Annotated in this window: 14 protein-coding genes; 2 read left to right on the plus strand and 12 right to left on the minus strand. The window is 70.3% G+C overall.

Features of this window, described 5'->3' with window-relative positions; translation table 11 throughout:
- Positions 1-35 precede the first annotated feature (35 nt).
- Positions 36-197 carry a hypothetical protein gene (locus I5071_RS18345; RefSeq protein WP_236606772.1) on the plus strand — a complete coding sequence of 54 codons (162 nt, stop codon included), beginning with the start codon at positions 36-38 and terminating at the stop codon, positions 195-197.
- 7 nt (positions 198-204) lie between these two features.
- Here the strand turns inward: I5071_RS18345 and I5071_RS18350 are convergent, their stop codons facing one another.
- The 12 genes from I5071_RS18350 to I5071_RS18410 form a co-directional block, all read right to left on the minus strand.
- Positions 205-1,839 (minus strand): hypothetical protein, encoded by a 1,635-nt coding sequence (locus tag I5071_RS18350; protein ID WP_236606773.1) that lies wholly within the window; start codon positions 1,837-1,839, stop codon positions 205-207.
- Positions 1,839-2,585, minus strand: coding sequence for a hypothetical protein (locus I5071_RS18355; RefSeq protein WP_236606774.1), 747 nt, complete (start codon positions 2,583-2,585; stop codon positions 1,839-1,841). The genes I5071_RS18350 and I5071_RS18355 overlap by 1 nt, the downstream gene beginning before the upstream one ends.
- 10 nt (positions 2,586-2,595) lie before the next feature.
- Entirely contained in the window at positions 2,596-3,207 is a 612-nt protein-coding gene (locus I5071_RS18360) for a hypothetical protein (RefSeq protein ID WP_236606775.1), read from the minus strand.
- A 41-nt stretch (positions 3,208-3,248) separates the two neighbouring features.
- Positions 3,249-4,187, minus strand: a complete 939-nt coding sequence (locus tag I5071_RS18365; RefSeq protein WP_236606776.1) for a LysR family transcriptional regulator — start codon at positions 4,185-4,187, stop codon at positions 3,249-3,251.
- Between the two features lie 40 nt (positions 4,188-4,227).
- A complete protein-coding gene (locus tag I5071_RS18370; RefSeq protein WP_236606777.1) occupies positions 4,228-4,560 on the minus strand; it encodes a hypothetical protein in 333 nt (110 codons plus the stop codon).
- A 48-nt stretch (positions 4,561-4,608) separates the two neighbouring features.
- Complete coding sequence (locus I5071_RS18375; RefSeq protein ID WP_236606778.1) at positions 4,609-6,099, minus strand: RCC1 domain-containing protein; 1,491 nt, start codon at positions 6,097-6,099, stop codon at positions 4,609-4,611.
- A gap of 90 nt (positions 6,100-6,189) precedes the next feature.
- Complete coding sequence (locus tag I5071_RS18380) at positions 6,190-6,801, minus strand: hypothetical protein (protein ID WP_236606779.1); 612 nt, start codon at positions 6,799-6,801, stop codon at positions 6,190-6,192.
- A gap of 40 nt (positions 6,802-6,841) precedes the next feature.
- Positions 6,842-7,888, minus strand: a complete 1,047-nt coding sequence (locus I5071_RS18385) for a PEGA domain-containing protein (RefSeq protein WP_236606780.1) — start codon at positions 7,886-7,888, stop codon at positions 6,842-6,844.
- 190 nt (positions 7,889-8,078) lie between these two features.
- Positions 8,079-10,112, minus strand: a complete 2,034-nt coding sequence (locus I5071_RS18390; protein ID WP_236606781.1) for a hypothetical protein — start codon at positions 10,110-10,112, stop codon at positions 8,079-8,081.
- A gap of 54 nt (positions 10,113-10,166) precedes the next feature.
- A complete protein-coding gene (locus I5071_RS46630; RefSeq protein WP_268921237.1) occupies positions 10,167-11,315 on the minus strand; it encodes a DUF1517 domain-containing protein in 1,149 nt (382 codons plus the stop codon).
- A 157-nt stretch (positions 11,316-11,472) separates the two neighbouring features.
- Positions 11,473-13,593, minus strand: coding sequence for an IgGFc-binding protein (locus I5071_RS18405; RefSeq protein WP_236606782.1), 2,121 nt, complete (start codon positions 13,591-13,593; stop codon positions 11,473-11,475).
- A 23-nt stretch (positions 13,594-13,616) separates the two neighbouring features.
- The gene (locus tag I5071_RS18410; protein WP_236606783.1) at positions 13,617-15,728 is read right to left on the minus strand and encodes an IPT/TIG domain-containing protein; all 2,112 of its coding nucleotides are present in this window, start codon (positions 15,726-15,728) and stop codon (positions 13,617-13,619) included.
- Positions 15,729-15,959: 231 nt separating this feature from the next.
- Between I5071_RS18410 and I5071_RS18415 the strand changes: the two genes are divergently transcribed.
- Complete coding sequence (locus I5071_RS18415; RefSeq protein WP_236606784.1) at positions 15,960-17,063, plus strand: metallophosphoesterase; 1,104 nt, start codon at positions 15,960-15,962, stop codon at positions 17,061-17,063.
- Position 17,064: the final 1 nt, after the last annotated feature.

The raw sequence follows: 17,064 nt of genomic DNA on the forward strand, positions 1-17,064 counted from the left end.
TGCTCGCGATCCGGCGCTTGCCGAGACTGCCCGCCATGCTCTGGAACGACCCCCAGCAGACTCGTTCGATCGCCGACTACGCCGAGCCCGAGGCGCGCCGCGAGGTGCCCGATCGCCGCGCCGACGAGCGCCGCGCCGCGATCGGGGATCGACGCACCTCGACGCAGCGCACGCTCGAGTCGCTGCTCCGGATCTGAGCCCGACTCACTTCGCTTCGTCTTCGGACGCGCCCGCGCCCTTCGTCGTGCGCTTTCGCGCCGCCTTCTTCTTCGGCTTCTCCTCGGCCGCGCTCTCCGCTTCGCTCGGAGGCGCGGCTTCTTCGCTCTTCGCCTTCGGCTTCTCGTCGACCGCTGCGTCCGCCGCCGGCGCGCCCTTGCGCTGCTCGACGACCTCGTTCCAGCCCTTCTTCACGTTCTCGACGAGCCACGCGACGACGTGCGCATCGGCGCCCTCGAACGTCGATGCGGTGCGCAGCGTGGTCTGCAGCGGCTCCTTGCGGCCCGGCGAGTAATCCGTCGCGAACACGACGAACGGCGGGTGCGAGCCCTCGCGCTCCTTGTGCGTGCGCACCACGACGACCTTGCGCACCGCGACCGCGCCCTTCGCGTCCTTCGTGAACACCGCGCGACGCACCACCTCGGCGCTCGCGCGCCGCGTCGCCTTCACGACCTCTTCCGCGACGTCGTCGAGGTACGCCGTGATCTGCGTCATCCCGACGCTGCCGACGTCGACCGTCTTGTCGGTGCGCTCGCGCAGCAGCACCGGATGCAGCGGCACCGCGGTGCGCGTCTCGCCGATCGCGCGCCACCCGCTCGACGGATCCCATCCCAGCGACATGCGCCGGATCGGAACGTCCCATCCATCGCTCGACAGGAAGTCGGAGACGCGCACCTCGACGACGATCTCGGGCCGCACGAAGCGACACAGCGTGCCCTCGCGGTTCGCGAGGCGGAACGAGCTCTTCGCCTCGATCGCGCTGAGCTTCGCGTGCCACTTCACGCGATCGTCCTCGGACAGACCGGTGCCCACCGAGCCGACGAGCTGGAAGCTCCCGTCCTCGCGCACCAGCCCGACCTGGAGCTCGCGCACCTGCTTCACGTTGCCGGTGATGCGCTCGCCGAACGCGAGCACCACGAGATCCACCGTGCTCGTCGGCTTGATCTTGTAGGTGAGCCCGCGATCGCTGCGCGCGACCACGCCCTCGAAGCGATCGGCGAGCACCCAGTCGCGATAACGCTGCGCGACCACGCTCGGCTCGCCGCGCTGCGTGTGCACGACCGTGCAGCGCGCGCCCGCATCCTCGCCGAGCAGCGAGAGCAATCGCGTGTGTCGCGCCTCGTAGTTGCGCGAGAGCGCGTCCGCGCCGTCCTCCTCGACGAGATCGAACGCATGGAACGAGAGCGCGCCCTCGAGCTTCGTGTCCGAGAGCGCGGTGTTCACGTGGTGCGATCGCGGGCGCTCGCTTCCCGACGCACCGACGAGCTCTCCCGCGATCACGATCTGCGAGACGCCCTCGAGCTTCTTCGCGATGCCGCTCAGCACCGAGATGCCGTGCAGCACGCGCCCGTTGTACGCGACGAGCGCGACGTCGCCCTCGCGCTTCACGAGGAACCAGAGCTCTCCGTCGAGCTTCGGCGAGATGAAGAGCTGCTCACCGCTCGGCAGCGCGCGCTCGACGATGTCGGGCTCGACCACGCGATAGCGCTTCGCGACCTGGCGCTTGTAGCGCTTCAGGCGCGAGAGGAGATCCTGATCGAGCAGCGCGCCGACGCCCGCCTTGCGCCCGGTCCCGTAGGGCTCGGTGACCGCCGCCCACGCCTTCCACGCCTCGGCGCTCATCACGCGCCCTCCTTCGGCAGCGCCACGTCCTTCGGCGATGCAGCGACGCGCTTGATCTCGAGGTTCGAGAGATGGAGCACGAGCTTGTAGCGCTCACCCTCGACGCGTCCTTCGAGGAACCCGCGGAACGGCGAGCCGTTGGTCTGGAAGATCAGCGGCAGCGCAGCCTTCGGTCCTGCACCGACGACGAGCAGCTTCTGCTCGCGATCGAGGTGCGCCGCGATGTCGTGGAGGAAGTCGAACGTGAGGCCGTTCACATGCCGGAGCTGCACCTTCCGCACGAGCGCGAAGCGACGCACCACCTGATCGGCGGGCATCAACCGGCCCGACCACAGGATCGGCGGCTGCTCCTCGCCCACCGTCGCCTCGACGTCGACGAAGTCCGCGCGCGACTTCTCGGCACCATCGGGCGCGCTCACGATCTGCAGCACGCGCGCGGCGTAGAGCACGTTGCCCTCGGGCCCGACCCACACCCGCGTGGCGTTGCCGAGCCGGCGACCGATCTGCTCGAGATCGATCTCGGGATCGCCCTCGACCAGCGCCTTCGAGAGCGCCTCGGGCGAGCCCACCTGCTTCACCAGCGCATCGAAGCTCGTCTTCTCGGTGCTCTTGATCAGCCGCTCGAGCTTGAGCGGCGCGCCGTGACCCTTGCTCACCCAGCGCACGCGCTCCCCGCGCGCCGGCGAGACGAGCTCGATCTGCGCGTCGCGCTTCTTCGCATCTGCGATCGAAATCAGCCGAGGCATCGCCCTTCCCTCACATCATCGAGAAGTCGAGATCGTCCGAGAGCTCGTCGGTCTCTTCGCCCGAGGGCTCGATCGCGAGCGGCAGCGCCTCGCGCTCGAGCATCTCGAACCCGGTCGGCTGCGCGACCATCGCGAAGTAGCCCTCGTCGTTCTTCACCACGAAGAGCACGTCCTGATCGAAGCCGTCGCGATAGCAGAACGGGATCTCGACGATCGCGCCTTTCGCGAGCGCGTCCTCGAGCTTCGGCGAGAGCGCCTCCGCGTCGAGCTGGTAGATCGCGCTCGTGACGTGATCGAGCACGCGCTTGGGATCGACGATCGTCGCGTCCTGCGCGACGCCGAGCGTCGAGGGATGCGTGTCGAGCGGGTGCCCTCCCTCGTCGACCGCGAGGCGAGCGTCCTGCTCGACCGCGTCCCAGCGCTCGTCGATCCACACGTGCGCGGTGCCGCCGGTCGGCACGAGCGCGGTCCCGTCGGCCGTCAGATAGGCCTGCGCGCACGCGCGGCTCTGCTCGTCGACCACCACGCGCTGCTTGCGCCCGTAGAGCTTGTCGCGCTCGACCTTCGCGAACGCGAACGCGCTCTCCTCGTCCCCGAGACGCACCACGATCGAACGCGCCATTCCCGTGCTCCTCGCCCCGCTCCGAGGCGGGGACCGGCATCCTATCGCGATACGCTCGCGGCGGCGCGCATCCCCCGCCCGTGCGCGACCAGCGCGTCGAGGAGCAGGCGCATCGCGCTCGTCACGTGCGCGTCGGCGCGGCGCACCACCGCGATCGAGTCCTCGTAGGCCGGCAGCGCATCGTCGAGCGCGACGAGGCGTCCTCCGGCGACGCCATGGCTCGCGACGCGACGCGGCAGGATGCCGACGCCGGTGCCGTCGAGCACCAGGCTCTTCACGAGCTCCATGCTCGAGCACGGCAGCGGGCGCGAGGCTCGCAGGTCGCGCTTCTCGAGCGCGACGAGCAGCCACTGCACCTGCCGCAGCTCGGGCACGTAGAGCAGCGGGTGCGAGCACAAGAGCGCGTGGGGCTCGCGACGTGCGCTGCGCCGCAGCGACGACGCGACGACGAGCTCGACGCGATCCTCGAAGAGCGTCTGCACGACGTGCTCGGGATGCGGCTCGGGGTTCACCACGATGCCGACGTCGACCACACGATCGAGCACCGCGCGCTGCACGTCGCGCGAGTTGCCGTTCCAGAGCGCGAGCTCGATCCCCGGATGACGCGCGAGGAACGGCGCCATGAGCCCGGGCAGGAAGTACGCGCCGAGGCTCTCGTGACATCCGAGCGTGAAGCGCCCGCGCGGCTCCTTCTCGAGCCCCTCGATCTCGGTGCGCGCATCGGCGAGCGAGCGCATCACCTGACGCGCATGGCGCAGCAGCGCATCGCCGCTCGACGTGGTGCGCACGCCGCGGCTGGTGCGGACGAAGAGCGTCGTGCCGAGCTCCTCCTCGAGCTTGCGCAGCGCGACGGTGAGCGAGGGCTGGCTGATGCGGAGCGCGCGCGACGCGGCGGTGAGGCTGCCGAGCTCCGCGATGGACACGAAGTAGCGCAGCGCAGCCGGCGTCAGCGCGTCGGGCGACATCGCCGCATTCGACATAGCCGCATTCTATGGCGCGCGCGGGCGCGATAGAACGCGCTCAGTTCATCAGCTGCGGCGCTTCCTCGTCGCGCGGGCCGAAGATCGCGTCCCAGTTCTCGCGGTATGCGGGGGTCGCGACCTGCGCCGGGCCGCTCTTCGGCGCGTAGTGGCTCTCGACGTCGAAGAGCGGCGTGCCTTCGCGGTGGGTGAGCGACACGAGCTCGCCTTGGATCGGCTGCCCTTCCTGCACCGGATGGATCGCGCCGGCCTCGATGCGATCCTCGCGCTTGCGCAGCACGCGCCAGCCTCGGCCGTCATCGGTCGGCGAGTGCACGAGGACGACGTCCTCGCTCTTCGGAGCCGCGGTCTTCTTCTCGTCGCGCGAGTCCACGAGCGCGATTCTAGGGCGACGCCCAGCGGTCGCAACGCGCGCGGCTGGTCATTCACTGCTGACCGCGGGGGGAAGCACAGCGACGGGCGTCGTGCGGCTCAGCGTCGTTCCGTCGCCGAGATTCCCAGCGAGATTTCGACCCCAGCACTCAACGGCTCCCTCGGCGGTCACGACACACGAGTGAGCGACTCCGGTTGCGAGAGCGATGGCCGCGCCCCGCAAAGCGACTGGCCCGGGCGCGGACCTATCGACCGATGTGCCGTCCCCTAGCTCGCCCTCGTTGTTTCGGCCCCAACACTCGACCGCGCCCGTGGAGATGAGCGCACACGCGTGGAACGTGCCGCCGTCCACGCCGAGCACGCCGCTCTCGAGTCCGCGTACGGTCGTCGGCGCGTTCCGCAGGGTCGTCGTCCCGTCGCCAACCTGGCCCTCGGAATTGCGCCCCCAGCAGCGGAGTCCGCCCGCGGCCAAAACCGCGCACGTGTTCCAGAGACCAGCACCGATCGAGTAGACGCTCGGTCCGAGATTGGCGACAGCAGTGGGTGACGCGCTGTCTGCGCGGTCGGGGACCCCGGCGCCGTCCGTCCCGTCGCCGAGCTGACCGTGTGCGTTGCTGCCCCAGCACTCGAGCGTTCGTCCGGATCGAATCGCGCACGCATGTCCGCCACCGACGCGCATCGCGATGGCGTCATCGATCCCCTCGACTGGAGTCGGTACGACGCGCCGCTCCTCGGTCCCGTCGCCGATCTGACCGGAGCCGTTGTAACCCCAACAGAGCGCCTCGCCGCTCGAACGCCACGCGCACGTGCTGTTGCTGCCTGCCGAGACCCCGACGAATGCTGCTCCAGGCGAGAGCACCGGCACCGGGGTCGGTTGTGCGGTGGATGTTTCGCCATTTCCGAGCTGTCCGGAGTTATTGGCCCCCCAACAAAGCACCTGCCCAGACTCGAGCAGCGCACAGGTGTGGCTGCCCCGCGAGGACGAGATCGCCACCGCGTTCTGAAGTCCGGCGACGCGCACCGGAACGAGGCTGTCGAGAGTCGTTCCGTCTCCGAGTTGACCGTACTCGTTATCCCCCCAACACACGACGTCACCGGCTTCGCGCAGTGCACACGAGTGGAGGCCGCCCGCGGCGATGGCGATCGCATCGTTGCAGACGCCGTGTTCACATGCCCAGCCGCACGCGTCGCCACAGCCTCCGCAGTGCGCGAGAGTGTCCAGCTGCGTTTCGCAGCCGTTGTCGTCGCTCGAGTCGCAGTCGGCCCATCCCTCCGGGCACAGACTCACCGAACCATCGACACCGGTGTCTCCAAGCTCCTGGGCGCTCGAGGCGTCCGTCGGTGCGCTGCCATCCCCGGCATCCCCGACGATCCCGCCGTCTCCGACGAGCGCAACGCAGGCACCGTCAATCGCGTGGCGGCCCGCAGGACAGACGCACTGGTGCTCGTCCGCGTCGTATTCGAGCTCGCCGCACTGCAGCGGTGACCCACAGGCCGCGCACAGACACACGCAGAGCGCAACCAACACGAGACGAACCATCCGCATCTCATCCTCCTCATGGAGCAGGTCAGATGCGTGTGAATCGCTCGATCGCTCTCGTCGTTGCGGGTGAACCTCGGCGACAGCGCTTCACAGTAGCGTGCAATCGGCAGCGCACGTGGTGGCGTCCGGCGGATCGCACTCCTCCTGCGGCGCCGTCACGACGGTATCGCCACATCGCAGCACGCCGCTGCACGCGGTGTTGCACATGCCGTAGGTGCCGTTGCTCGCGCCGTCGTCGCAGTCTTCCTGCGGCGCATCGGTGTCGCCGTCGCCGCAACGCGGTGCGGTCGTGCGCTCGATCTCGTTCTCGCACGTCGCGTCGCAGATCATGCAGGGCGGCGTCGAGCCGTATGCGCACTCGGCCTCGGTCACCGTGTTGCCGTCGTCGCAGGCCTCGGTGCCTTCCTCGGTGCCGTTGCCGCAGGTCATCGCAACCGCGGCGTCGGTGCCCGCATCGTCCATCGCCGCGTCGGTCCCGGCGTCGTCCGTGCCCGCATCGTCCATCGCCGCGTCGGTTCCGGCGTCGTCGCCGCCGGCGTCGCTGCCCGCGTCCATCGCGTTGCCGCCCCCGTCGGCGGGGCCTCCGTCGGAGCCCGCGTCGTCCACGATCCGGCTGCGATCGAAGTCGACGATCAGCTGGCATCCCGGCAGCGCGAGGCCGATCAGCAGGGCCGCGATCATCCGGGCCCGGGCGTTCACTCCAAGCATCCTCTGGATCCTCCGCACGAAGCCAAGCCGGTCAGAACTCGATGCGCGCCGCGGCGCCGCCTGCCGTCGGCGAGGCCCACGGCGCGAGCGTGAAGCGAGGTCCCTCGTCGCGACGCGCGGTCGGCGGGACCTCGCTCTGCGGCTGCGGGCGATCGACGGCGTACAGCACGATCGCCGTGACGCCCGCCGCGATCGCGACGCCGAACGAGAGGTCCGCGATCAGCGCGAAGGTCTCGCCGCGATCGGCCGCATCGGCCGTGGGCATCGCGTCGAAGTCGCTCTGCTCGGAGAGCGCGAGGAACCCGAAGATCGTCCCGGTCACGAGCCCGACGCCGGCGATCGCGGTGGTGACCCACACGCCCGCGCTCGGGCCGGTGTCGGTCGGCGGAGGCGCTTCGGCCGCGCCCTCCCCTTCGCCCTCGGCGGGCGCTTCCTCCGCGCCGGCCTCGCCGAACGCGTCACCCTCGCCCTGCAGGCCCTCGCCTTCCGCGCTCGCCGCGACCAGTGTGAGCGCGAGCTCGTTCATGCCGCCGGGCGTGACCGTCACGGTCTCGCTGATCGGCAGGTAGCCGCCGAGCGTGAGCGTGACGGTGTGCTCGCCGGCGGGCACCTCGAGGTCCGCCGGTGCAGTGCGCCCGGTGTCGGCGCCGTCGAGCGCGATCGCGGCGCCGGCGGGCGTGCAGACCACGCGGATGGTGCCGGTCTCGGCGGGCGTCGCGGGCTCCTCGGACGCGGTCACGCCGGTCGGATCCATCTGCGCGATGCGCTGCTCGATCGTCGCGCGATCCGGCGCGTCGGGCCGCTCGCGCAGATAACGACGCAGCGTGCGCGACGCGTCGAGCGGATTCCCGAGGCGCTCCTGCGCCGACGCGACACCGAGGAGCACCACGGGGTTCGGCACCTCTCGGTACGCGCCCTCGAACGCCGCCAGCGCCTCGGCGAAACGGCCGGCCTCGAAGTGCGTCTGGCCTTCTCCGTAGAGCTCACGCGCGCGCTGGCGCTGCTCGGCGCTCGGCGCCGCCTGCTGCGCGGACACGATCGCGGGCGCGAGCAGCGCTGGAGCGAGCGCGATCGCCATCGCGAGGAGAGCTGGACGGAAGCTACGGAGTCGAGACATTCGTGCGTTTCCCCTGGAACCGACGGGGCTCAACGTAGGCGAGAGCCCGTTCGGTGGTCAATCGAGCCAGCCGGTGTCGCGCCGGCAGCGCTGTGCGCGGTGCGTGCCTCGATCGTGCGACGCGCTCGTGAACGTCGCGTGAACGAAGCCCTCAGGGTGCGGACAGGTCGACGTCGAGCGTGAAGCGGCCCTGGTTGCCCGTCGCATACCCGTCGACGAACACGAAGTAATTCCCGGGATCGAGCACGACCTCGATCATCGAGTGACGGTTGTCGCCCGCGTCGTCGTTGCACGCGACCTCGGTGTTCGCATCGATGCAGTCGCTGCGCACGTAGATCGCGCCGTCGAAGTCGGTCTGCTCGGAGCTGATCCGCACGCGCTGGCGGCGGCGCAGCTGCAGGCGGTACACGAGATCCGGGCTCTGCGCGTTGCCGGCGCAGGTCGCCTGGAAGCGATCGGTGCTGCCGGTCGTGTCACCGGTGATCTGGCGGCCGGGGCGGATCGCGGGGGCCGAGCGGCACGACTGATCGAGCGCGCCCAGATCGTCCAGCTGCAGCGAGATCTGCGCGCTGCCGAACGCATCCGCGTTCTGCCCGTCGACCACGAGGAAGTACGTGCCGGGCTGGACCGTCTGATCGATCGGCGCGCCCGCGCTCGCGTCGACGCAGAAGAGCTCGCTGCTCTGGGTGCCGCACGCGCTCTGCAGATAGACGATCGGCGCGAACTCCTGATCGAGGAAGCGCGCGCGAACCCGGGTGCGCGAGCGGACGTCGAGGCGGTACACGACGTCGGGCGCGCCCTGCCCGCCGCAGCTGCCCGCGAGATCGTCGGCCGCGGTGAACGTGTCGGCGATCAGATCCTGCCCCGCGACGTACGCGCCGGGAGACGCGCAGGTGTCGCTCGCCGCGCCAGTGCCGGTCGCGGGCGCGAGCTCTGCCATGAGCGAGTAGTCGCCGGTCGCGCCGCTCGCGTAGCCATCGGCGAACACGTAGTAGCGGCCGGGATCGACGGTCGCCGTGATCAGCGAGTGGCGCGTGTCGCGGAAGTCGTCGTTGCACGCGAGCTCGGTGCTCGCATCGGCGCAGTCGCGACGCACGTGGAGCGCGCCGTCGTAGGTGCTCTGCATGCGCACGCGCATCCGCGAGCGCTGCGCGACGTCGACCGCGTAGACTTGATCGCCCGAGCGCGTCTGGCCCGCGCACGTCGCCTGGAAATAGTCGGCGCGCGCCGCGGTCGTGCCCGCGACCGGCTGGCCCGGCGTGAGCGTCGTCGCACCGCCGCACATCTCCGCGACCGACTGCATCGCGGTGGTGGTGAGCGTCACCTCGTACTCACCGAGCGCGGTGCCGAAGCCGTCGACGACGAGGAAGTACACGCCGGGCTCGAGGGTCGCGCCGATCTCCGAGCGCGACGTGCTCGGCGCGTCGTCGTTGCACGCGATCTCGCTGCGCGACTCGCCGCACGCGCCGAGGAGATAGAGCGAGCCGTCGAACACCGAGTTCATCACCGCGCTCACCATCGAGCGCTGATCGAGCGTGAACGAGTACACGTGCTCGGGCGCGTTGCCGCCGCCGAGGCAGGTGCCGGTGATCACGGAGTCGCCGCTGGTCGTGTCGCCGCGCACCGCGGTGCCCGCGGTGATCGGATAGGGCTCCTCGCACGTGCCCGGACCACCGTGCGGCGGGCGCGAGACGATCGCGCCGCCCGGCTCCTCGCCGCCGGGGAAGTCGCCCGCGGGGCGCGCGCCGCCCGACCACGCGCTGGCGATCCAGGTGCCGCTGCCGCGCACCATGCGCACGACGACCTCGAACTCGCCCGCGTAGGGCGGACACACCTGCGCCGCGGCCTGTGGGTCCTGGGTGCGATCGCGCCCGAGCTCGTTGCCCGACGCGTCGCGCACGACGACGTCGAGGTCGCGCACGCCCTCCTGCGCGAGGGCGACGACCGTGTAGCAGTCGCCGGCGCGCATCGGCATGCGGATGGTCGTCTCGGCGCCTTCCGAGAGAGAGCCCTGGCTGATCTCGCCGCTCTGCACGAGACCCATCGCGGCCATCGTGTTGTGCACGGTGACGAAGCGCGGATCGATCTGCGTCGAGCCTCCACCGCAGCTCGCGATCGCGAGGATGGTCGAGATCTGCGCGGTGAGCCGAACGAGACGTGTACCCGCGCGCGAGCGTGCCTTCATGGCCCCTCCGGTGATGAGGCCGACCCTACCACGCCGCGCGGGCATGGCCCGTGATCAGCGCGGGGGCTCGCGACGTCCCTTGCTCGCCTCGGCGGGCGCGCCGCAGTGCGGGCAGTTGAGCAGCTCCATCGGGAAGGGGCCGCTGCAGTACGCGCAGAAGACGCGACCCGCGATGCTGTTCGGATCGATCAGCTTGAGCTCGGGGTAGTTCTGCTCGAGCTCCGAGGTGCTCATCCGATCGTTCTCGGCGGCGGGCGACCAGATCACCTCGAGCGCGACCATCTGGTTCGGGAGGATCGCGCCGCGATCGCTGAGCGCGTTCCGGATCTGGTTCGCGTCGGGGACCATGAAGCCCTGCACCGGACGGCGCGTCGCGAGGATGATCGTGACCACGACGGTGCCCTGGCCCTCGTGGGCGTGGGCCTTCATCTCGGGGCCCTGCTGCTGCTGCATCTGGCCCTGGTGGCCGCGGACGAGCTCGTGCTGGAAGCGCGACCGCGCTTCGTTCGCCCACTGCTGGAACGCGCCCTGGGCCTGCTGCGGCTGCATGCCGCCGCCGTCCTTCGTCGCGGCGTAGAGCCAGCTGATCTCGTGACGGCGAAGCGCGAGCACGGTCTCGGAGAGCAGCTGCGCGAGGCCGCTCGGGCTGCGCGTGTCGCCGGTCTGCGCGAGCTGCATGAGGTGCTGCTGCAGCTGCGCGCGGGCGCGCCAGTCGAGGCCGAGCTGGATCTGCGAGAGGTACATCGCGTTCGGGCCCGAGTAGCCCATCCCGCCGCCGCCGGGCATGCCCATCGGAGGCGCGCCCATGAACGGCGCGCCACCGCCGCCGCCTCGGCGACGCTGGTTGATGATCGCGATGGTGACGAAGAGGCCGATGAACATCAGCAGGCAGCACGCGCCGCCGCAGCCCATCCCGCCGCCACCACCGCCATAGCTCCCGCCGTAGCCGCCGCCTCCGTAGCTCCCGCCGTAGCCGCCACCCCCGTAGCTGCCGCCGCCGTAGCTGCCGCCGCCGCCGCCCCAGTCGGAGCCGCCTCCGCCGCCGCCGCCGCCACCACCGCTCCCGCCGCCGCTCCAGTCGCCGCCGCCGAAGCTGCCGCCCGTGCCCTGCGCGGCGACCTGCGCCGGACCGGCGATCGCGATCACGAACGCGAAGAACAGCGTGAGCAGGAACGAGCGCAGCGCGGATCGCGGAGGCGACATGCGGGGCAGTATCGCTGCCCACCCATCACCGTCGCAACCCGCGCTGCGGGAGCTGCTCGGTCCAGCTGGAGTGCTCGCCGGCGCAGGGCCCGCAAGGAAGCGTGCGGAGCACACGCACGGGAGGGCCCTGAGCGGGCGAGCCGATTCGGGACACTGCTCAGTCGATCGACTCGAGGTCCGCGCCGCCCGCGTAGCCGTAGCTCACGTACGCGTCGAAGCCGGACACGATCAGGCTGACTTCTTCGGTCGCGCGCAGCGTGTGATAGCCGTCGTTCTGCACGCCGTCCTCGACCTCGACGTTCGGCGGGCCTATCACGTCGGGGAACGAGAGCTGGCAGCGATAGACGAACCACTCGGGCGGCGGGTCCGTCATCATCCGCTCGATTCCGTCGGCCGCCGCCGCCTCGCACTCGAACTCGGTGAGCGGGCGCTCGTCGAGGAGGATCTGCGCGCTCGCGGGCGCGACGATCGTGACGAAGTCGAACGCGTAGAGATCGGGCGTGAGGAACACGTAGTCGCGCCGGAATTGATCGACCGGCGGCACGCCGACGATCGACGGATCGCCGCCCGGATAACGCGAGTCGATGCCGATCGACTCCTGGCTCGACTGCACCTGCAGCACCGCGATCGCCTGCGACGAGCGGATCTCGAAGTCCTGCGTCGTCTCGATCACGAGGCTCTGGTTCTGCTCGAGCTCGTACGCGAGGAAGCCCCCGAAGCCGTCGTCGATCGTCGTCTCGATCATCGTGACGCCCTCGGCGACCGCGACGATGCGCACCGACTCCGGCTCCGCGAAGTCGCCGACCGAGCTGCCGTCGATCAGCGCCGCGCTCAGCGCGCGCGAGCGACGCGGCGTGAGCCCGATGAAGAAGTGCCTGCCCAGCGCGTCGTTCGCGAAGAGCTGCTCCTCGACGTGGTCACCGCAGCACTGGCGATTGAGCAGCGTCTCGTAGCGCGGCGCATCGCTCGCCTCGGTCCCGACGAACACCGCGACGGGATGCTCCGGGCTCGCGACGACTTGCGTGCCCGTGAAGTCCGCGTTGAAGCCCTGGGTCTCCAGGTTGATCACGTCGAACGCGCCGAGCTCGAGCTCGATCACGTCGCCGGGGCCGTAGTTCTCCTCGCCGGGGAGCCCGACGACGTTGCGCACCTCGGCACCGAGCGTGATCGAGACCTGGGTGTCGGGCTGCGTGCCCACGATCGTCAGGAACGCGCGCAGATCCTCGTCGGTGCGGCTCGGATCGAAGTCCTCGTCGGGATCGGTCGAGTCCGCGATCGTCTGAGGCCAGCCGACGACCGTGTAACGCTCGCCGATGCCCGAAGTGGGCAGCAGCAGCGACGCGTCGTTCGAGAAGACGCCGACGTTGTCGAGCGGGTTGAACTGGTACGCGACGATCGGGAGCGACGAGCGCACGCGGTACGCGTGCGCGGTGAGCGCGGAGTGCGTCCCGTCGTTCAAGCCGTTCGCACCGGCGGCGTTGCGGCAGCGGCAGTCGGTCGCGCCCGGAGTGCCCACCGGGCTCCCGCCCGAGCACCAGCACGCCTCGGTCGCCGACTGGCACTCCGCGTCCGCGGCGCACGGCGTCATCGAGCTCGATCCGTCGAGCTCGCGCCGCGGCAGCTCGAACACCTCGAGATCGCCCGGCAGCACGCGCTGCTCGGCGACGATCACCGGGACGGTCTCGCCGCCGAACGCGCCGGTGTCGATCTCGACGACCACGTCGGCCGGGTAGTTGCCGGGGTTCGACACGACCACCGCGTACTGCTGCGCAGACGCGTCGCGTCCCGCGCCGAGCGCCGCGTTGTCGAGATCGGTCGCGAAGAACTCGCAGCCGAGGTAGCTGCGCCGCGTGAGCGCGACCTCGCAGAGGTTGCGACACGAGCCGAGATCACAGACCTCGCCGTGCTCGATGTCGCACTCGTCGATGACCTCCCAGCCGCTGCCGTCGTCGTTGCACACGACCGCGTTGCCCTGCTCGTCGCACCCGCCGCTGTTCGGGCGGCACGTCACGCACCACAGGCCGTCCGCGCACGTCTTGCCCTCGTCGGCGCAGTTCTCGACCACCGGGCGCAAGAACTCGCCGTCGGCCTCGCACGAGTAGTGGACGTCACCGAGGCACGCCTCGGAGGTCGCGGACAAGCACACGAACCCGCCGTCGATGATCGGGTTCTCGCCACCGTCGGGTCGATCGGGACGCCCCGTGCCCTGGGTGCACGAGGACAACGAGACGATGGCGACCGCCGCGCACGCGGCGGTCAGCGAACGGACGAACACCATGTCGTTCCTCATCGGTGGGCCGATCAGCGCTGCACGATGAACGTGTTGCGCGCCGAGTGGCTCCAGTAGCGATCGCTCAGCTGGGCGTAGCTGAGCTCGTCGAAGTCGAACCCGGGGATCCGCGCCGAGCGCACCTGCCAGTAGATCGCGCCGTCCGGCACGTCGAAGAGCTCGGGGATCGTCGAGAGGTCCGGCATCGGCGCCGAGGTGACGGTGCCGGGCACGAACATCTCCCACGCGAGGTTGCCGTCCTCGCTGAAGAGGAGGAGCCAGTAGAGGTCCGGCGTCGGGCCCCCGTCGGCGCGCCAGCGCAGGATGCGATCGGCGGGCAGGCTCTGGCCCACGCTCGGCGCCACCGCGATCGGCACGCCGAGGAAGTCCGGCATCAGCACCGTCTCGTCGACGGCCGTCACGCCGTTCCGCACCGCGTAGGTGAAGGGCTCGCCGTCCCCGTCGCCGGAGAACCAGCCCGCGGTGACGCGATAGCGCCCGTCGGCGATCGAGCCCGAGAGCGCGGGCTGGCTGACGAACCGGAAGTCACGCGCAGCGTCGTAGCGGCGCAGCGTGTCGAAGTCCTGCGACGCGACCTGCCGGCGGATGAGCCCCTCGCCACCGAGATCGAGGAACGCCTGCACGCGGAACCGGTTCGGCCCGACCGGCGTGCTCGCCGGCAGCGTGCCGAGATCCACGTCGACGTAGTGGTCGAGCGGGATGTCCATCACAATGTCGACGCCGCTCACCGTGTCGCCCGGGCCCGCGAGCACGCTGCGCGCGACGCCCATCACGTACGGGATGAAGCGCCCTCCGGTGCGACGCTCCTGGAGACCGGCCAGCGCGTAGACGGCCATGCCGCGCGGATACGCGAGGATGCGGTACGGGTACCCGAGGTGCTGCGTTCCGTCGTCGGGGAGCACCTCGATCACGCGCTGGTGCGCGCCACCGGCCGCGGGGTCGGGGTTCGCGAGCCCGATCTCGCGCACCGTCGTGTAGACGTACGCGACGCGCTCCCAGCCGTCGCGCGGCTCGGGGATGTTCGCCCACGGGTTCGGCCCGTACTCGTTGGGCCCGCGCCAGATCAGATCACCCTCGACGAACGAGAGGTTCCGACCGCGCCCACCGGTCGGCGGCGGCGGCTCGCCGTCCGAGCGGCAGCGCTCCGGCAGCGTCAGGGGATCCCACATGCGCAGGAAGACCGTCACGTCCGACGCGTCGAACGCGACCACCGACGTGCGCTGGTAGCAGTCCTTCGCGACGTGGACCGTGAGCGGGCCGACGATGTCGGGGCCCGAGAACGTGATCTGCCCGAGCGCGTTGCTGAGGCCCTGGTGGGGCGTCGCGAGGTCCTCGCCGACGATCACGAACGCGCCCTCGAGCGGCGTGTCGGTGAACCAGTCGACGACCGTGACGTTCAGCGAGCCCGAGATCGTTCCGCCGCCGAGCCCGCCGTTCAGCGGATCCGACGTGTCGTAGTACTCGAACGCGTCCTCCGCGATCGTCTCCGCGCCATCCGCGGCGCGACGCACGGTCACGTCGACCTCGCCCGCCGACGACGCCGGCGTGCGGCACGTGATGCGCGTCTCCGAGACCACCGTCACGTCGGTGCACGGCATGCGACCGAAGATGACGGTGTCGCCCGCGGCGAACGTCGTCCCGCTGCCGGTGATCGTCACGAACGTGCCGCCGGCGATCGATCCGCGCGCTGGGTCGACCTGGAGCGCGTCGTACGTGTAGCCGTCCTCGAGCACGACCACGTCGTCGCCGACCTGCACCTCGACGTCGGCCGGCCCGACGTCACCCGCGGGCACGATGACCGCGAGGCGGCGTGAGTCGATCAGCTGGTGATCGGCCGGCTGCACCGCGCGGCCACCGATCGTCACCTGGGCGTCGTCGGTGAAACCGGTGCCCCGGAGGATCGCCTGGTTGCCGCCGACGAACGGACCGTGCGCGGGCACGACGCGATCGAGCGAGAGCGACGTGTTGGCGATCGCGCTGTCCGAGAAGGTGGGGACGCCCGAATCGATCGGAGTGGCGGCGTCGATGCCCGCGGCGTCCGGCAGATCGATGGCGCCCGGTCGATTGCACCCCGCGGCGAGCGACGTGGCCACGAGCGCGAGGAGAAGGAAGCGTCCCGACATTCGAGCTCCTACGCAGGTCAGACGCAGACCAGCCCAAGCCGACTGTGCGGGCGAGCGCTGCGAGACGTCATCGAGAATGAACGGCAGACGAGGGTCCGCGGACGATGTGTGGCCGCGCCGCGCTGCATCCGTCGCGTCACACGAGTCGTCAGGCCTTTCTTGGCCATTCCCGCAGTATCGAGGTATGTCGAACCAAGTCAAGGCAGGGTCTCCGGCCGGGTCCGTCTCTCGATGAAGCTCCTACGGCTCGTCCTCAGCGATCTGCACCTCGGCACCGGAGTGCGTCGCGGGGAGCTCAACGCGTTCGAGGACTTCCGGCACGACGACGAGTTCGCCGACCTCCTCGCACACCACGACCGCGAGGTCGGCGAGCACGGCGAGCTCGAGCTCATCCTCAACGGCGATGTGTTCGATCTCCTCAAGGTGAAGATCGACGGCCGCTGGCCCACCGAGATCACCGACGAGATCGCGACCGAGAAGCTGCGGCAGTGCCTCGACGGACATCCGCGCTTCGTGCACGCGCTGCGGGCGCTGCTCGCGAAGAAGGGGCGGCGTCTCGTCTTCCTTCCCGGCAATCACGACCTCGACATGGTGTTGCCCGGCCCGCAGGAGCTGTTCCGCCGGTACGTCGCCCCGGGTCCGCTGGGCGAGCGCGTCCGCTTCGTGACCTCGACGGACACCTACCATTTGCCCGAAGGCATCCAGATCCGTCACGGGCACCAGCTCGAGCGCATCCATCGCGTCGACTACGCGCGCCTCACCCGGAAGCTGCGCGACGGGCGCGAGATCCTCGATCTGCCCTGGGGCAGCCTGTGGATCCTCGACGTGATGAACCCCGCGAAGGAGCAGCGGAGCTACGTCGATCGCATCCAGCCGCTGGGGCGCTTCCTGCTCGGCGCGTTCCTCTTCGACACGATGTTCGTGCTGCGCTTCCTCTACCACTCGAGCCTCTACTTCCTGCGGCGCCGGGTGTTCGACATCGGCGCGTGGGTCGAGCGCATCCGCAGGCTCCCGCAGATGTTGCGCGAGGACATCATCGCGCTCGGGGGCTTCGACGAGGTGGTGCACCGCGAGCTCAAGAAGCTGCGCGGCGTGCGGTGCTTGATCATCGGGCACAGCCACGGGCCGCGGTACCTGCAGATGCCGGGCGGCAAGCTGCTGGTGAACACCGGCACCTGGATGAAGATGATCAACCTCGACGTGAGCCATCTCGGGCAGGACAGCGGGCTCACGTACTGCACCATCGACTATTCGGAGGACGGTGATCCGCGCATCTCGCTCGTGAAGTGGCACGGGATGCGGAAGCCGTACGAGGTGATCCCCTATGCCGACTGAT

Source organism: Sandaracinus amylolyticus (genome assembly GCF_021631985.1).
In the GTDB taxonomy this organism is placed as follows: Bacteria; Myxococcota_A; Polyangia; order Polyangiales; family Sandaracinaceae; genus Sandaracinus; species Sandaracinus amylolyticus_A.

Coding starts and splice junctions, on each gene's coding strand:
- I5071_RS46630 (WP_268921237.1), bottom strand. CDS start 11,315: ATGTCGCCTCCGCGATCCGCGCTGCGCTCGTTCCTGCTCACGCTGTTC.
- I5071_RS18360 (WP_236606775.1), bottom strand. CDS start 3,207: ATGGCGCGTTCGATCGTGGTGCGTCTCGGGGACGAGGAGAGCGCGTTC.
- I5071_RS18410 (WP_236606783.1), bottom strand. CDS start 15,728: ATGTCGGGACGCTTCCTTCTCCTCGCGCTCGTGGCCACGTCGCTCGCC.
- I5071_RS18405 (WP_236606782.1), bottom strand. CDS start 13,593: ATGGTGTTCGTCCGTTCGCTGACCGCCGCGTGCGCGGCGGTCGCCATC.
- I5071_RS18390 (WP_236606781.1), bottom strand. CDS start 10,112: ATGAAGGCACGCTCGCGCGCGGGTACACGTCTCGTTCGGCTCACCGCG.
- I5071_RS18415 (WP_236606784.1), top strand. CDS start 15,960: ATGAAGCTCCTACGGCTCGTCCTCAGCGATCTGCACCTCGGCACCGGA.
- I5071_RS18350 (WP_236606773.1), bottom strand. CDS start 1,839: ATGAGCGCCGAGGCGTGGAAGGCGTGGGCGGCGGTCACCGAGCCCTAC.
- I5071_RS18365 (WP_236606776.1), bottom strand. CDS start 4,187: ATGTCGAATGCGGCGATGTCGCCCGACGCGCTGACGCCGGCTGCGCTG.
- I5071_RS18375 (WP_236606778.1), bottom strand. CDS start 6,099: ATGGTTCGTCTCGTGTTGGTTGCGCTCTGCGTGTGTCTGTGCGCGGCC.
- I5071_RS18355 (WP_236606774.1), bottom strand. CDS start 2,585: ATGCCTCGGCTGATTTCGATCGCAGATGCGAAGAAGCGCGACGCGCAG.
- I5071_RS18345 (WP_236606772.1), top strand. CDS start 36: ATGCTCTGGAACGACCCCCAGCAGACTCGTTCGATCGCCGACTACGCC.
- I5071_RS18385 (WP_236606780.1), bottom strand. CDS start 7,888: ATGGCGATCGCGCTCGCTCCAGCGCTGCTCGCGCCCGCGATCGTGTCC.